Source organism: Amycolatopsis alkalitolerans, from assembly GCF_006152065.1.
GTDB classification, from domain to species: Bacteria; Actinomycetota; Actinomycetes; order Mycobacteriales; family Pseudonocardiaceae; genus Amycolatopsis_E; species Amycolatopsis_E alkalitolerans.
The window spans coordinates 231,238-246,596 of sequence record NZ_VDFW01000001.1; the positions used below are offsets into that span (position 1 = coordinate 231,238).

13 protein-coding genes are annotated in these 15,359 nt (G+C 69.2%); 7 read left to right on the plus strand and 6 right to left on the minus strand.

What is annotated here, in order from left to right:
- Positions 1–268: 268 nt before the first annotated feature.
- From FG385_RS01030 to FG385_RS01040, 3 genes are read right to left on the minus strand one after another with little or no spacing between them, the layout of a single operon-like run.
- A complete protein-coding gene (locus FG385_RS01030; protein ID WP_200834237.1) occupies positions 269–1,813 on the minus strand; it encodes a xylulokinase in 1,545 nt (514 codons plus the stop codon).
- Positions 1,814–1,839: 26 nt separating this feature from the next.
- A complete protein-coding gene (locus tag FG385_RS01035) occupies positions 1,840–2,886 on the minus strand; it encodes an NAD(P)H-dependent glycerol-3-phosphate dehydrogenase (RefSeq protein WP_139094653.1) in 1,047 nt (348 codons plus the stop codon).
- Entirely contained in the window at positions 2,883–3,347 is a 465-nt protein-coding gene (locus FG385_RS01040; RefSeq protein WP_200834238.1) for an RpiB/LacA/LacB family sugar-phosphate isomerase, read from the minus strand. The genes FG385_RS01035 and FG385_RS01040 overlap by 4 nt, the downstream gene beginning before the upstream one ends.
- A 162-nt stretch (positions 3,348–3,509) precedes the next feature.
- On the opposite strand from FG385_RS01040, the gene FG385_RS01045 reads away from it, so the two are divergent.
- The 4 genes from FG385_RS01045 (at position 3,510) to FG385_RS01060 (ending at position 9,027) form a co-directional block, all read left to right on the plus strand.
- The gene (locus FG385_RS01045; RefSeq protein ID WP_200834239.1) at positions 3,510–5,051 is read left to right on the plus strand and encodes a sugar ABC transporter ATP-binding protein; all 1,542 of its coding nucleotides are present in this window, start codon (positions 3,510–3,512) and stop codon (positions 5,049–5,051) included.
- Positions 5,052–5,113: 62 nt separating this feature from the next.
- Complete coding sequence (locus FG385_RS01050) at positions 5,114–7,060, plus strand: substrate-binding domain-containing protein (RefSeq protein ID WP_139094654.1); 1,947 nt, start codon at positions 5,114–5,116, stop codon at positions 7,058–7,060.
- A gap of 34 nt (positions 7,061–7,094) precedes the next feature.
- Positions 7,095–8,126, plus strand: a complete 1,032-nt coding sequence (locus FG385_RS01055; protein WP_139094655.1) for a substrate-binding domain-containing protein — start codon at positions 7,095–7,097, stop codon at positions 8,124–8,126.
- 61 nt (positions 8,127–8,187) lie between these two features.
- The gene (locus tag FG385_RS01060; RefSeq protein WP_235022298.1) at positions 8,188–9,027 is read left to right on the plus strand and encodes a DeoR/GlpR family DNA-binding transcription regulator; all 840 of its coding nucleotides are present in this window, start codon (positions 8,188–8,190) and stop codon (positions 9,025–9,027) included.
- Positions 9,028–9,194: 167 nt separating this feature from the next.
- Here FG385_RS01060 and thrS read toward each other — a convergent pair whose 3' ends face one another.
- A complete protein-coding gene (gene thrS, locus FG385_RS01065; protein ID WP_139094657.1) occupies positions 9,195–10,394 on the minus strand; it encodes a threonine--tRNA ligase in 1,200 nt (399 codons plus the stop codon).
- Between the two features lie 415 nt (positions 10,395–10,809).
- A complete protein-coding gene (locus FG385_RS01070; RefSeq protein ID WP_139094658.1) occupies positions 10,810–11,511 on the minus strand; it encodes a hypothetical protein in 702 nt (233 codons plus the stop codon).
- Positions 11,512–11,639: 128 nt separating this feature from the next.
- Between FG385_RS01070 and FG385_RS01075 the strand changes: the two genes are divergently transcribed.
- The gene (locus FG385_RS01075; RefSeq protein WP_139094659.1) at positions 11,640–12,677 is read left to right on the plus strand and encodes a DNA polymerase IV; all 1,038 of its coding nucleotides are present in this window, start codon (positions 11,640–11,642) and stop codon (positions 12,675–12,677) included.
- 83 nt (positions 12,678–12,760) lie between these two features.
- Here the strand turns inward: FG385_RS01075 and FG385_RS01080 are convergent, their stop codons facing one another.
- The gene (locus tag FG385_RS01080; protein ID WP_235022299.1) at positions 12,761–13,528 is read right to left on the minus strand and encodes an SAM-dependent methyltransferase; all 768 of its coding nucleotides are present in this window, start codon (positions 13,526–13,528) and stop codon (positions 12,761–12,763) included.
- Between the two features lie 39 nt (positions 13,529–13,567).
- Between FG385_RS01080 and FG385_RS01085 the strand changes: the two genes are divergently transcribed.
- Positions 13,568–13,978 (plus strand): MarR family transcriptional regulator, encoded by a 411-nt coding sequence (locus tag FG385_RS01085; RefSeq protein WP_139094661.1) that lies wholly within the window; start codon positions 13,568–13,570, stop codon positions 13,976–13,978.
- 84 nt (positions 13,979–14,062) lie between these two features.
- Positions 14,063–15,349 (plus strand): MFS transporter, encoded by a 1,287-nt coding sequence (locus FG385_RS01090; RefSeq protein ID WP_139094662.1) that lies wholly within the window; start codon positions 14,063–14,065, stop codon positions 15,347–15,349.
- Positions 15,350–15,359: the final 10 nt, after the last annotated feature.

Below are 15,359 nucleotides of genomic sequence, written 5' to 3' on the forward strand. Positions count from 1 at the left end.
GTCCGGCCAGGTGGAAAACGTCTGCCGTTCATGTTCACCCGCAAAGGGTGAGATGGGCCCGGGAAGGCTTCGAGCAGGATCCCGGCGTTCTGCCGCGTGGAACCACCGGAAGCCCGGTTTTCGCTCTTGCCGTGGGCTCTGCGTCCCGGCCAGGCCGCTTGCGGCGGCGCGTAGTGCGGAGATGGTCCGGGCGACGGCCGGTATCCGCATCAGTTGAGGCGGCGCCAGTTATCGGCGTGCTCGGCGGGCCCGGGCCGGGAAGGATGCTTCATTCCAGCGTGTCTCTGCCGTCCAAAGTGGTCTCCGCGGCTGCACGCAGACCAGCCAGCCGGGGGAAAAGCGGCCGCAGCGCCGGGTACACATCTCGATAGACCGAGTACGTCTCGCGGTAGCGATTCCGGTCCGCTTCCTGGGGCTCGCGTGTCGTGGCGACCCGGCTCATCCGCTCGGCCACCATGCGGATGTCCTTCTCCCCGGCGAACCCGACCGCGGCGGCCGCGAGAATCGCGGCGCCGAGTGCGGTCGTCTCCGTTTCGGCGCAGACGTCGACCGGACGCTCCAGCGTGTCCGCGAGGAGTTGGGTGAACATCGCCGACCGTGAGCTGCCACCCATGGCGACGATCCGGTCGATGCGCCGGCCGCTCGCCTGCTCCATCAGTTCGAGCGTGAGTTTCTCCTCGTACGCCAGCCCTTCCAGCACCGCCCGGTACATCTCGGCCGGGCCGTGCTGATCGGACAACCCGAGAAAGCACGCTCTGGCACTGGAATCCCAATGCGGGGACTCCGCGCTGGTGAGGTACGGCAGGTACAGCACGCCGCGGGCGCCTGCCGGAACCTGCGCCGCCAGCGCCTCCATCCGCGGTTCGCGCGGGCCCCGCGCGGGGTCCAAACCAGACAGTGCGTCGCGGAACCAGGCGATGGACAGCGCTCCAGAGGACAGCAGCGCCTCGACCGTGTAAGCGCCGGGGATCGGGCTGGACAGCGTGCGAAACGCGTGCGACCACACGTAACTGTCGTGGTGCGCGCCCAAGGTCAGCCCGGTCCCGAGATTGAGGTAGGCACGCCCGGCCGACACCACATTGGCGCCAAGGCCGGCGCATTGGCCGTCGCCGGCACCCGCCACGACCGGAAGCCCCGCCGGGAGACCGGTTTCGGCGGCGGCGGTCGCCGACAGCTCCCCGACAACCGTGCCCGGCGCGACGAGCTGCGGCAGCTGTTCCGCGCTGAGCCCAGCCAACTCGAGCAGCCGTGGGGACCAGTCGAACGTGGTCATGTCGATCAGGGTCAGCGGGTCGGCGCAGGCCCAGCTGGTGGCCCGTACACCCGTGAGCCGCAGGACGAGATATCCGTGCACGTCGATGACCGTCGCCGCGCGCCGGAGCGCTTCCGGTTCGTGCTCGGCCAGCCACGCCAGCTTGTACAGGCTGGGCGTGGTCGAGGGTGGCTTGCCCGAGATCTCGTGCACCGCCGGAGTGCCCAGGCGGGCGATCTGCTCGCCGGCCCTCGTGTCGAGCCACATGATCGCCGGACGCAACGGGGCTCCGCTGCCGTCCAGGCAGGCAAAGGTTTCGCGCTGGTGCGTGATGCCCAGCGCCACCGGCTTCGCTCCGCGCGCGGCCAGCTGGGCACCGAGGTCGGCGAGGGCGCGGTGAGTGGCGGTCCACCAGTCGTCGGGGTTCTGCTCCTGCCAGCCGGGCGCCGGACTCGACCGGCCGTACGGGCACCGCGCCTCGGCGACGCCGGTCCCGTCCTCGGCGAAGGCGACCGCTTTGCTGCCGGTTGTCGAACAGTCGATTCCGATGATGACGTGCACCGTTGCACCTCCGTTGGCGGGCGCCGCTAGACGCGGGGCAGTACGGCGTCGGTGATGCGGGCACCGGGATCGTCGTGACCGGCCAGGATGTCCCGAATGGCACGGAACAGCGGGAGTTCGGACCATAGCTGCGGGGCTCGCTGATCGACCAGCTTGGCCGCGAGCCCAGCGGCCGGCACTCCCTCGACGGTCCTTTCCTCGGCCTGCATCGCGGCATAGGCCGCCGCGGCGGACTCGCCGGCTCCGATCCGGACGCCGTAGATCTTATTCCGGCCGGAGTTCCCGGTGACCTCCAGGTCACCGGCGCCGGCGAGCCCGATCGCGGTGCGAAGGCCGCCCCCCACCAGTTCGGCGAACAGCACCAGTTCCCGCACCGCGGCGGCGAAGGTCGCGGCCTTCAGGTCGTGGAATGGCTCGCCGCCCCGCGCGGCAAGCCCGTCGCACACACCGAGCGCGATCGCGTAGACGTTCTTCATCGGGGCACAGACCTCGACCCCGGACACGTCGTCCAGCGGTTCGGCCCGGTAGGCCGGGGTCGCGAAGTTCTTGGCGATCTCCTCGGCCAGAGCCTTGTCCCGCGCGGCGAACACGGCTCCGGTCGGCCGGCGCGCGGCGACCTCGTTGGCCTTGCAGGGCCCGCCGACGGCGATCACCGGCGGGAGGGTGACGCCCTGTTCGGCGGCGGTGTCCCGCATCGCGTCGGGCAGTAACCGGATCCGGCCGTCCGCGTCCGGCGCGAAGCCTTTGCTGGTCAGCAAGACCGCCCTGACCTTGGCGAGGCCCCTGGCCGCACGCCGGGTGACTTCCGCGACGCCGGCAGAGGCGACCGCGAGCACGGCCAGGTCGGCACCCGCGAGGGCGTCGTCCAGGTCCGGCGAGTCGAACAACGTCGTCGAACCGGCAAGGGGGACGCCGGTGCGCGGGTGCGGTTCGCCGCGCCGGCAGGCCGCGAGCAGGTGGTCGTCGAGCCAGGTTCCCCACAGGTTGACCGCCCAGCCGGCGTCGGCCAGGGGAGTGGCGAGCGCCGAGCCCATGGCGCCGGCGCCGAGGATGGTCACCGCGCGTGCGGTCATCGGACGCTCCTGGCGTGCGCGTCGAGTTCCTTGAGCTTGGCGACCTTGGTGTCGGACCGGCCCTCGTACTCCGCCGCCAGCCACGCGTCGACGATCGACTTGGCCAGTTCGGGGCCGACGGTTCGCGCGCCGATGGCGAGGATCTGCGCGTCGTTCGACTTGCGCGCACGCTCGGCGCTGTAGGTGTCGGCGGCCTGCGCGGCGCGCACCCCGGGAACCTTGTTCGCGGCGATGGCCATGCCGATCCCGGTGCCGCACAACAGAAGTGCGCGATCGTAGCTGCCACCCGCGACCTTGCCGGCCACCTCGACCGCGACGTCGGGGTAGTCGACCTTGCTCTCGCTGTGCTCCGGGCCGAACAGCTCGACGGTGAAGCCGAGCGATTCCAGATGCTCGGCGAGAACGGCGCGAAGCCCGGCAGCGGCTTCGTCGTTGCCGATCGCGATGGGCTTGGGGGACATGAGACTCCTCGTCTCGCATGCGCTGTGGAATTTAACGTCCATAACGTTACGCATGAGATTTAACAGGCTCAAGGGCTTGACGAGAGAAATCTCACCCATACTATGTTTGATATCTCGCCATGTACGTTAAGTTAGCGAGCAGCGGTAACCAACGGAGGTATCGTGACGAGCACCGCGATCGACCGCGCGGTCGAGACAGCCGAGAGCGCGGCCCTCGAACTTCGGGACGTGACGAAGGCGTTCGGCGGGATACCGGTCCTGCGTGGGGTCTCGCTTTCGTTGCGGCCAGGCACGGTCACCGCGCTGGCCGGGGAGAACGGCGCCGGGAAGTCGACCGTCATGAAGATCGCGTCCGGCCAGGTCCGGCCGGACGCCGGCGAGGTGCTGGTGCACGGCCGGCACCTGCGGCACGCGCAGCCGCGGGAGGCGCGGGGGCTGGGCGTGGGCATCGTGCCCCAGGAACTCGCGCCGATCCTCGACATGACGGTCTACGAGAACCTGTTCGTCGGACGGGAGTTGCGCGGCCGCGCCGGTCTGCTCGACCGGCGGCGGATGGCCGCGAAGGCCCGCGAGATGCTGGAGGTCTTCGAGGTCGACATCGACCCGCACGCGCCGATGCGCCGGCTCACCGTCGCGCTGTGCCAGATCGTCGAGATCGTCAAGAACACCACCGCTGGCGCGCGCGTCGTGCTGCTCGACGAGCCGACCTCGGCGATCTCCGAGCACGAGGTCGAGCGGCTGTACGCGATCATCGGCAAGCTGCGCGACCGCGGCGTCGCGATGATCTACACGACCCACAAGATGCAGGAGATCCAGGCGATCGCGGACCGTGTCGTGGTCCTGCGCGACGGGTCGCTGGTGCTGGACGAGCCGCGCGCCGCGACCACCGGCGACCGCATCGTGCACGCCATGGTCGGCCGGGAGCTCGAGGATCTGTTTCCCAGCCTGCCCGAACCAGGCGAGGACGTCGCGATGACGGTCTCCGGGCTCCAGGTGGCCGGGTACCGGGAGCCGGTGAGCCTGCAGGTCCGGCGCGGGGAGATCCTCGGCCTTGCCGGACTCGTCGGAGCCGGCCGCACGGAACTGATCGAAGCCGTTTACGGCGCGCGCCGCTCGCTGTCCGGTGAGATCACGGTCGCCGGGAAGCGGGTTCGCCGGAACTCCCCGACGGCCGCCATCCGCGCCGGGATGGCGCTGGTGCCCGAGGACCGCAAGCAGGCGGGTCTCGTCCTGCAGATGAACGTCCTCGACAACGGCTCACTGCCGCGGTTGAGCTCCTTCACCACGGCGGGATGGCTGCGCCAGCGATCCCGCGGCAAGGCGGTTTCGACCGTGATGTCCTCGATGAACCTGCGCAGCAGGGGGCTCGGCCAGCAGGTCGCCACGCTCTCCGGTGGCAACCAGCAGAAGGTCGTCCTGGCCAGGTGGCTCACCGGGAACGTCGACGTCCTGCTGCTCGACGAGCCGACTCGCGGGGTGGACGTCGGGGCCCGCAGCGAGATCTACGGCATCATCGCCGGGCTCGCGGCCACCGGGATGGCCGTCGTGCTCGCGTCCTCCGACATGGCCGAGGTGCTCGGCCTCACCCACCGCGTCCTCGTGATGCGGCAGGGCGCCGTGGTCGGCGGCCTCGACCGCACCGAGCTCCGCGATCCCACCGCGCAGCAGCGCATCTTCCGCTACGCCGCCGGCGTCGACGACTGAACCCGTTGCGCCCCTTCGACTTCCGCGCTTCCCCACATTCCCGACCGGCAAGGACGCCCGTGATGACCCGAGCACAGACAGAGCAGTCGCCGCGCGCCGCCGCTCCCACCGGTACCCGGACCCGGATCGGCGTGACCGTATCCGACATGTCCTCCTTGATCGCGCAGGGCAAGGAGGGGATGGCGGCGTACGCCGCGGAGCGCGCCATCGACCTGGTGTGGCAGTCCGCGGGCGGCCGCGGCGATGTCCAGGAAAGCCAGGTCGAGCAGCTCATCGAGGAGGGCGTTGACGCGATCGTCGTGGCGCCGGCGGTCGCGGACTCACTCGGCCCGCAGCTCACCGCCGCGGCCGATCGGGATATTCCGGTCATCGCGGTCAACACCGGTCTCTCCGACCCCTCGGGTCTGGCCGCGACCGTGCTGCCCGACGACATCGGCGCCGGGGAAGAGCAGATGAAGCTGATGGCCGGGAAACTCGGCGGCCAGGGCGCCATCGTGATCCTCAAGGGCAGTCCGGGATCCACCGCCGAGCGGGAGCGCACCCGAGGCATCGAGAACGTCCTCGCGAACTACCCGGGCATCACCGTGCTGGCCGCGAAAACCGCGAACTGGCACCGGGACGACGCGGCGGCCGCCATGCGCGAGTGGCTGTCGGCCCACGGCGACCGCATCGACGGCGTCGTCGCGCAGAACGATGACATGGGCCTCGGTGCCGTGCAGGCGCTCGAGGAGGCCGGCCGGAGCGTTCCGGTCGTGGGCATCGATGGGATCGCGGACGGCCTGCGAGCGGTGCAGACCGGTCATTTCATCGGCACCTTCCTGCAGCACGGCCGGGTCGAACTCGCCGCGGGGCTGGCGGTCGCCGCCCGGATCGCGCGGGGCGAGCAGGCCCAGCGGGCCTACACCTACACCATGCCGGCGGTGACCCGCGGCAACGTGGCCGGGGTCCTTGACCACGTGGTGACGGAGAAGGACCGGTTCCTGCAGCAGATCGCCACCTTGACCGACCAGAACCTGCGCACCGGGGACCTCGCGAACGAGAGCCCCCGGCGCCGGTGGATCAACAGCGACTGGCTGGGCAACTTCCTGCTCCGGCATTCGATGGTGCTGGTGATGCTCCTGGTCATCGCGTACTTCAGCTACCGCAGCTACCGGTTCAGCACCCTCGACAACTGGCTGACGATCGCGCTGGCGGCCGCCCCGTTCGCGCTGATCGCGCTCGGGCAGACACTGGTGATCCTCACCGGTGGGATCGACCTGTCCGTCGGCAGCGTGATCGCCGTGAGCGCCATGACTTCGGCGGCGACGATCAAGGCGCATCCGGACCAGCTGGTACTGGCCGTCCTCGTCGCCCTCGCCAGCGGCCTGCTCGCCGGCGCGGTCAACGGGTTCCTCGTGGCGCGCGTCAACGTGCCGCCGTTCATCGCGACCCTCGGCATGCTCACCGCCGGCTCCGGCCTGGCGTACGTGATCGGCGACGGCGCGCCCATCAACGGCCTGCCGCCGTCCTTCGGCAAGATCGCGAACAGCACGCTCTTCGGCATCCAGGCGCCGGTACTCGTGATGATCGCCGGCGTCGCGGTGTTCGCCGTCGTCATGTCGCGCACCTCCTACGGGATGCGGATCTACGCCGTCGGCGGCAACCGCACCGCGGCCGAGCTCGCCGGCGTCAAGTCCCGCCGGGTGCTGTTCAGCGTGTACGTGATCAGTGGCCTGCTGGCCGGCATGTCCGGGGTGCTGCTGGCCTCCCGGGTCATCTCCGGCCCGCCGAACCTCGGCTCCGGCTACGAACTGGACGCGATCGCCGCAGTGGTCATCGGCGGCGCCAGCCTGATGGGTGGCCGCGGCTCGATCTGGGGCACCATCCTCGGCCTGTTCCTCATCCAGACCCTCAACAACGGCCTGGACATCCTCACCGTGCCCGCCTACTGGCAGCAGGTGATCAAGGGCGTGCTCATCGCCGCCGCGGTCGCGGTGGACGTCTGGGCGACCAAACGCCGCGCCGCCTGACCCGTCACCCCCACGTGGAGCGAAAGGAAACGCAATGAAGCGCAAGATATTTCGGTTACTCGGGACGGGGGCCGCCGCCGCGGCGCTGTTCACCATGGCCGCCTGTGGAGCGGGTGACACCTCGCACGCAAGCGGCAAGACGCAGATCGGCGTCACCGTCTACGACATGTCCTCCTTCATCACCCAGGGCAAGGAGGGAATGGAGGCCTACGCCAGGGCGAACAACATCGACCTGGTGTGGAACTCGGCCGGCGGTGACGTCAGCACGCAGGCGTCCCAGATGGAACAGATGATCAACGCCGGGGTCAAGGCGATCATCATCGTCCCGGTGCAGGCGGACTCGCTCGGTCCGCAGATCGCCGAGGCCAAGGCCAAGCACATTCCGGTGATCGCGGTCAACACCACCCTGTCCGACGAGTCCGGGCTGGCCGCCACCGTGCTCCCCGACGACGTCGGGGCCGGCGCGCAGGAAATGGGGATGATGGCCGACAAGCTCGGCGGCAAGGGCAATATCGTCGTGTTGCAGGGACCGCTCGGCTCGTCACCGGAGCTCAACCGCACCAAGGGCATCCAGAACGTGCTGGCGAAGTACCCGGGCATCAGGGTGCTCGCCAAGGACACGGCCGACTGGAAACGCGACGAGGCGGTCAGCAAGATCAAGAACTGGCTGTCCAGCTTCGGCGACCAGATCAACGGCATCGTGTCGGAGAACGACGACATGGGAATCGGGGCGGTCCAGGCGCTGAAGGAAGCGGGTAAGAAGATCCCGGTGGTCGGCATCGACGGGATCGAGGACGGGCTGCGTGCCGTGCAGAGCGGCGACTTCATCGGCTCGTCGCTGCAGCACGGCCGGGTCGAGCTGGCCGAGGGACTCGCCGTGGCGAAGAACATCGTGGACGGCAAGCCCGTGAAGAAGCAGTATTCCTACGTGATGCCGGCGATCACCCAGGCCGATGTCGCCACCTACCTGCAGCACGTGGTCACCGCCAAGGACGCGTTCCTGCAGGGCCTGCCCCAGTTGGTCGAGCGGAACCTGGCGAGTGGGAACCTCTCCAACGAGAATTGAGCATTGCCGGCGGGCGGGCCGACCTGGCCCGCCCGCCGGATCAGGCCCAAGGAGACCAAACGTGGCACATCCCGACGCACGTCCTTCCGGCAAGCGGAGCGGCGACGGGCTGACCCGGCAGCAGCGTCGGCAGCGCCAGATCGCCGAAGCCGTGATCGACGGGGGCAGCATCCGCATCGAGGACCTGGCGGAGCGCTTCGACGTCAGCGTCATGACAGTGCATCGCGATCTCGACGAACTGGAGGCCCATGGCCTGCTGCGAAAGACCCGCGGGCAGGCGACGGCGCTGGCCTCGAGCCTGTTCGAGTCGAACGCCCGGTTCCGGCTCGGTCAGCAGCGGGCGGAGAAGGAAGCGCTCGCGCAGGCCGCGCTCAATCTGCTGGAGCCGGGGTACTCCGTTTTCATGGACGACTCGACCACCGGCGTCTACCTGGCCCGCCTGCTGCCCCAGCGGACGCCGCTGACCGTCATCACCAACTTCCGCGGCGTCATCGACGAACTGACCGATGTCCCGGCCATCACGGTGTTCGGGCTCGGCGGTCAGTACTTCGCGTGGTGCGACGCGTTCATGGGGGACATGACAGTCGCCGCCATCCGCAACCTCCGCGCCGACATCTTTGTGATGTCCACCTCGGCCATCACCGACGGCGTCTGCTTCCACCAGCACCAGGACACCGTCACGTTCAAGCGGGCGATGTTCGACTCAGCCGCCCAGCGCATTCTCTACGTCGACCACACGAAGTTCGGCCGGCGGGCCCTGCACGCCCTGCTGCCCTTGTCGGAGTTCGACGTGGTCATCGTCGACCGGGCGGCGCCGGCCGACGAGATGGCGCGCCTTGCCGACCTGGGCGTCACGGTGATCACCGCCGAACCGGTCGACTCCGTCGAGGCCACGCAGTAGTCGCCCCGCGCGGAAGTTGCCGAGACGGGGCTCGCGCGGCTGGCGCACAGGGTCCACTGTGGAGTTCGACGGGCTGGCTCCCGCGGAGCGGCCGACGCGCGGAAACGCGTGCGGCGCCTTCGCTGCAGACTGGGAAGGCCTGCCGACCCGGGACGCGCTCGCCACCTTCATGCGATCGACTCGGGTTTGCCCGCGACCACGAGCCGGGCCAGGACCTCCTGCTCCGCAAGGGGAGCCAAGCGCTGGCCGTCGCGCAGGCGCAAGGCGACCAGCCCGTCGGCCGCTTCCCGCGCCCCGACGACCGCCTGGAACGGCACCAGCCGCGCCTCGCGGACCCGGGCACCGAGGCTGCCACGGTTCGGATCGGACAGCTCCGCGCGCACTCCTGCCTCGACGCAGAGCCGCACGAACCTCTTGGCATGAGGTAGCTCCGCGCCGGACACCGGCAGCACGACGACCTGGACCGGTGCGAGCCATGCCGGGAAAGCCCCGCCGTGCTCCTCGATGAGCTGCGCGACGACCCGTTCCATGCTGCCGATGATGCTGCGATGCACCATGACCGGCCGATGCCTGCCGCCGTCGGCGCCGACGTACTCCAGGCCGAACCGCTCGGGCTGATGGAAATCGATCTGCACGGTCGACAGGGTCGACTCGCGGCCCGCGCTGTCAATGATCTGCACGTCGATCTTCGGGCCGTAGAACGCGGCCTCGCCTTCGACTGCCTCGTAAGGAAAATCGCCGAGGACGTCGATCAGCATGGCGCGAGCGCGCTGCCATATTTCGGGGTCTGCCACATACTTCTCGCCTGCACCGGGTAACGACAAGCGGTACCAGGCCGACCGTATGCCCAGATCGGCATACGCCCGGCGGATCAGCTCGAGCGCCGCGCGCGCCTCGCCCACCGCCTGTCCCGGTGTGCAGAAGATATGCGCGTCGTTGAGCTGGATCGAGCGAACCCGGGTCAACCCGCCCAGTACACCGGACAGCTCTGGCCGGTACATCCCGCCCAGCTCCGCGATCCGCAACGGCAGCTCCCGGTAACTGTGGGCGCGGGAACGGTAGATCAGCGCGTGATGCGGGCAGAGGCTTGGCCGCAGGACGATCTGCTCGCCGCCGACGTCCATCGGCGGGAACATGTCGTCACCGTAGTGCGCCCAGTGGCCCGAGATCTCGTACAGCTCGCGTTTGCCCAGCACCGGCGAGTACACATGCCGGTAGCCCTCTCGTTGTTCGATCTTTCGTACGTATTCCTCCAGGGTGTGTCGGATGGCCGCGCCTTCGGGCAGCCAGTACGGCAGGCCCGCCCCGATCAACCGGTCGGTGCCGAACAGGCCGAGTTGGCGGCCGAGCTTGCGATGGTCGTACATCGTGGTCTCCCTCGCCGGCGGGGGGCGAGTGACCACATCAGAAATACTCCGGGGCGCTCGCCCCGGGACAAAGTTCAGCGCGCCGGGACCGTCTCCGGCGTCGTCACGACGATGGCGCGCAACATGCCTTCGACCTTAGCAGCTCAACCGGTACCCGCCGAGCGGAATTCACTCAGGCCGACGAACCGGGGGCGTGGCCTCGATCAGCGTCTACTTTGTCACAACACAACGCCGCATTGTCCTTGGCGCACATGGGTATCGGTGCCGTTGCATCACTCCACTCGCCGCACCCTGTCCGCCGGTGACGCGGGACCACGGCGGTCTGCTGAGCATCCTCGGCCTCTGAGGTCGGTCGAACACGTGGCTTCCGCACCGAAGCCACGTTCGGCGCGAGGGAGGGTCAAGCGGGGGGCTACTACCGGTTCCGGTGATGCCCGTGGTGATCGTCGAACCCCGGCCAGTTCCCGTAGCCGCCCGGGTTCATCGGCCAGGTGTAAGTGCCCGCGGGGAGGTTCGGCGCCGAGACCCGCGGCGGCGCGACCGTCGTGCTCGTCGGCGCCGCAGCTTCGGTCGTCTTCTTCGCGGTGGGCAGGGTGCCGCTGAACTTGCCCTGGTCCGGCTGGCGCGCGGTGGTCGCCGGGATCTCCGCGGTGCCGGTCGGCGCGGCCGAGCCGAGCGTCGCGACCTGCGCGCCGACCGGAGCCGAGGCCAGCGCGGGGCTTTCCGACTCGGGCGTGTTGCCCGGCACCGGGCCCGACGCCGCCGCCTGCTCCGAACCCGGAGTCTGCGCGAGCGCCCAGCCACTGGCCAGCACGGCACCGGCGAAGGCGAGGCCGGCGATCTTCAGCCCGGTGCGGCCGGGCCGGCTCTTCTCCTCGTGCGGTGTCTCGACGACCGGCGCTTCGAGCAGGGCGGTCACCGTGGTCTGGTCGTACCGGTACTGCGCCGCGGCGTTGTCGACCGGCGGGAAGGCCGGGAGTGTGCCGTCGAACTGGCCCTCGTCCCCCCGGGAGCGACGGTGCGGGACCCGGCCGGTACGGGCACCGTTGCGAGCCAGTATCTCGGCGACCGTGGTCGCGCCCGACGTGGTGTCGAGACTGTGGGTCGCTGTCGTCACGGAGCGTGCCCTCCTCGTCCTTCGTCTGGGTGGCCACAGCCTACCGGGCCGGCGTCACCCTATCGTGGGAACACCGCGGGCGGGCAAGAGTCACCGCGGATTTCCGGGCCCGCGCGCATACTGGGCGAGTGCCCGGGGAGTGGATCCTGCACGTCGACCTCGACCAGTTCATCGCCGCCGTCGAGGTGGCCAGGCACCCCGACCTGCGGGGACGGCCGGTGATTGTCGGTGGCACCGGCGATCCGGCCCAGCGCGCGGTCGTCGCGACCGCTTCGTACGAGGCGCGCGAGTTCGGTGTCCACTCCGGCATGCCGTTACGGACCGCTGCCAAGCGATGCCCCGACGCGGTGTTCCTGCCGGTCGACAAGCCGGCTTATGAAGAGGTGTCCCAACGGGTCATGGCCACCCTGCGCCGGTTCCCGGTCGTGGTGGAGGTGCTCGGCTGGGACGAGGCGTTCGTCGGCGTGAGCACCGATGACCCCGAAGCCCTGGCGGCCCGGATCCAGCGCGCGGTCACCGAAGAGTCCGGTATGTCGTGTTCGGTCGGCATCGGCGATAACAGGCTGCGGGCGAAGACCGCGACCGGTTTCGCCAAGCCCAGCGGCGTGTTCCGGCTGACTCAGGACAACTGGTCCAAGGTCATGGACGGCCGGTCCACCGAGGCCCTGCAGGGGATCGGCCGCCGGACCGCCAAGAAACTGGCGGAGCTGGGCATCGACACCGTCGGGCTGCTCGCCGCCGCGGATCGCGACCGGCTCGCCGCCCGGTTCGGGCCGACGATGGGGCCCTGGTACCGGCTCCTCGCGCGTGGTCTTGGCGACCGTGAGGTGACGGCGACGCCGTACGTACCGCGCTCGCGCAGCCGCGAGACGACCTTTCAGCAGAACCTGACCGACCCCGCGGAGATCGCCGGGGAGGTCGCCGCGCTCGCGTTCCGGGTCGCCGACGACGTCGTCGCCGAAGGTCGCCCGGCGGCCCGCGTCGCGGTGAAGGTGCGGTTCGCGCCGTTCGTGACGCAGACGCGCAGCATGACCCTCGAGAATCCGACGAGTGACGCGGAAGTGTTGCGGGAAGCGGCTTTGACGGTACTCGGCCGGTTCGAGGACAACCGCCCGGTGCGGCTGCTCGGCGTGCGGGCGGAGTTCGACGTCACCGAGGCGACCTGAAACACGACGACCGATCAACCGGCGGCCGGCTTACGTTTCGCCGGTCGCCGTGACTGCCGGTCGGCTTGGCGACTGGCGGCACATCAGCGACGAGTGAGCGTCAAGAAACCGCCTTCCCCGGAAACCGTTCGCGCGTAAGAGGTTGCCACGCGAGAAAGCTCGTCGAAGCGCACCTGCCAGCCGTGCTGGGCGAACCAATCCGGCGCGCCGTCCCCGAGGCCGCCCTTCCACAGCGCGGTGTACTGCTTCGGGATTTTCCACGCGTTCGCGGGCACGGGGCCGTGTTCCAGCGCCAGCCTGCTGCCGGGTGCGGACAGTTCCCCCACCGAGCTGAGGAGGTGGGCGGCCTCGTCGAACGTCAGGTAGATCAGCAGGCCTTCGGCGAGCCACGCCGTTCTCACACCCGGGTCGAAACCGGCGGTGCGAAGCGTCGTAGGCCAGTTCTCGCGGAGGTCGACGGGTACGGCCGTGCGCACGCACCGGGGCGTGGCGTCGCGCAGTACCTCGTCCTTGAACGCCAGCACGTGGGGCAGATCGAGTTCGAAGAGCCGGACGCCCGGCGGCCACGTGAGCCGGAACGCCGTCGTGTCGAGACCCGCGGCGAGAAGCACGACCTGAGCGCAACCGGCGCTCAGCAGGTAGTCGTCGAAGAACCGGGTGCGGATGATCGCGTGCGTGGCGAACGCGGCGCCGATTCCGTTGCTGTCAGGGGTTTCCGGGAAGGCGCCGGGCAGCGCGTCGACGAAGGACTGGGCGTACGGATCGGAGAAGAGCCGGTCTTCGCGGCGGTTCTCGTGAGCACGGACGACCGCGACGCCCAGCGCCGTCCTGCCCACCCCGGTGAGAGACATATCGCTAACGATACATCTCTGCTGATGTAATCTGCCGGGATGGACGGTGGGCAACTGCATCGGCTCGGCAGGCGGCTGATCGAACTGTCGGCGGCGGCGACCGGGCAACCCGGCGATCTGGAGCTCACGCCGGGGGAACGGGCGGTGCTGGAGGATGTGATCCGGCATCCGGGCGGTTCCGTCGGCGAAATCCGCGAGCGCACCGGTTTCGTGCAGAGCCACGTGTCCGCCTCGGTGGCGAGGCTCCGCGAGCGTGGGCTGATCACGACGGCCGCCGATCCCCGCGACGGGCGGCGTACGCGAGTGCGGGTGACCGATCGGACGTCGCGAGCGATCACCCGCCGGGCGGGCCGCCGGATCGACAATGCGGTCGCGTCGGCGGTCGCGGATCGGGCTCAGGCGGCGCGGGCACTGGTCCTGCTGGACGAACTCGCCCGGCTCCTGCTCTGATTTTTATACCATTTGTCGGGAATGTTCGAAACTGCTCGACGAAATGGCTGGTTCGTGAGCGGCTGGCGAAATAGGGTCGACCCCATGGCAGAGTCGTCAGCATCCGGTGCCCGTCAGCGCCTCACGTCGGACCAGCGCAACTCCTTCCTCGCCGCGGTGCTCGGCTGGACAATGGACGCGTTCGACTACTTCGTCGTCGTCTTCGTCTACGCGGACATCGCGAAAAGCTTCGGCATGCAGAAGACCGACGTCGTGTTCATCACGACGGCGACGCTCCTCATGCGGCCGGTGGGGGCGTTGCTGTTCGGGCTGTGGGCCGACCGGGTCGGCCGGCGTATCCCGCTGATGGTCGACGTCGTCTTCTATTCGATCGTCGGGTTCCTGTGCGCGTTCGCCCCGAACTTCACGGTGCTGGTCATTCTGCGATTGTTGTACGGAATCGGTATGGGCGGTGAATGGGGACTCGGTGCGGCGCTCGCGATGGAGAAGATTCCGACGAAACGGCGCGGATTCTTTTCGGGAGTACTGCAGGAAGGTTATTCCTTCGGTTACCTGCTGGCTTCTCTCGCCTCACTCGTCATTCTCGACTGGGCCGGCCTGTCCTGGCGCTGGTTCTTCGCGCTGAGCATCATTCCCGCCCTGATCAGCCTGATCGTGCGGGCGCGGGTCAAGGAATCCGAGGTCTGGCAGACCGCGCGGGAGAAGATGCGCGTCACCCGGACCTCCATGAAGGACATCCTGCTCGACCCGAAGATCATCCGCCGGTTCGTCTATCTCGTGCTGTTGATGACGGCGTTCAACTGGATGAGCCACGGCACCCAGGATGTGTACCCCACATTCCTTTCCTCGCATTCCTCGAACGGCGCCGGTCTTTCCGCGACGACGGCGACCTGGATCGCGGTGATCTACAACGTCGGGGCGATCGCCGGCGGCCTGATCTTCGGTTCGCTGTCGGAACGGTTCGGGCGCCGCTACACGATCGCGTTCTGCGCCGTGCTCGGGCTGCCGATCGTGCCGCTGTTCGCGTTGTCGAAGACGGCCGCGTTGCTGTGCCTCGGCTCGTTCCTGATGCAGGTGATGGTCCAGGGTGCGTGGGGCATCATCCCGGCGCACCTGAGCGAGATGTCGCCCGACGCGATCCGGGGGTTCTATCCCGGTGTCACCTACCAGTTGGGCAACTGCCTGGCCGCGTTCAACCTGCCGATCCAGGAAAGCCTGGCCGCGCACCACGGCTACCCGTTCGCGCTGGCGGCGACGATCATTCCGGTGCTCATCGCGGTCGCCGTGCTGACCCTGGTCGGCAAGGAGGCGAAGGGTATCGCATTCGGCACGGACCGGACGGTTTCAGCCCCGGCGACCGCGGAAGGTTAGCGCGCACGGC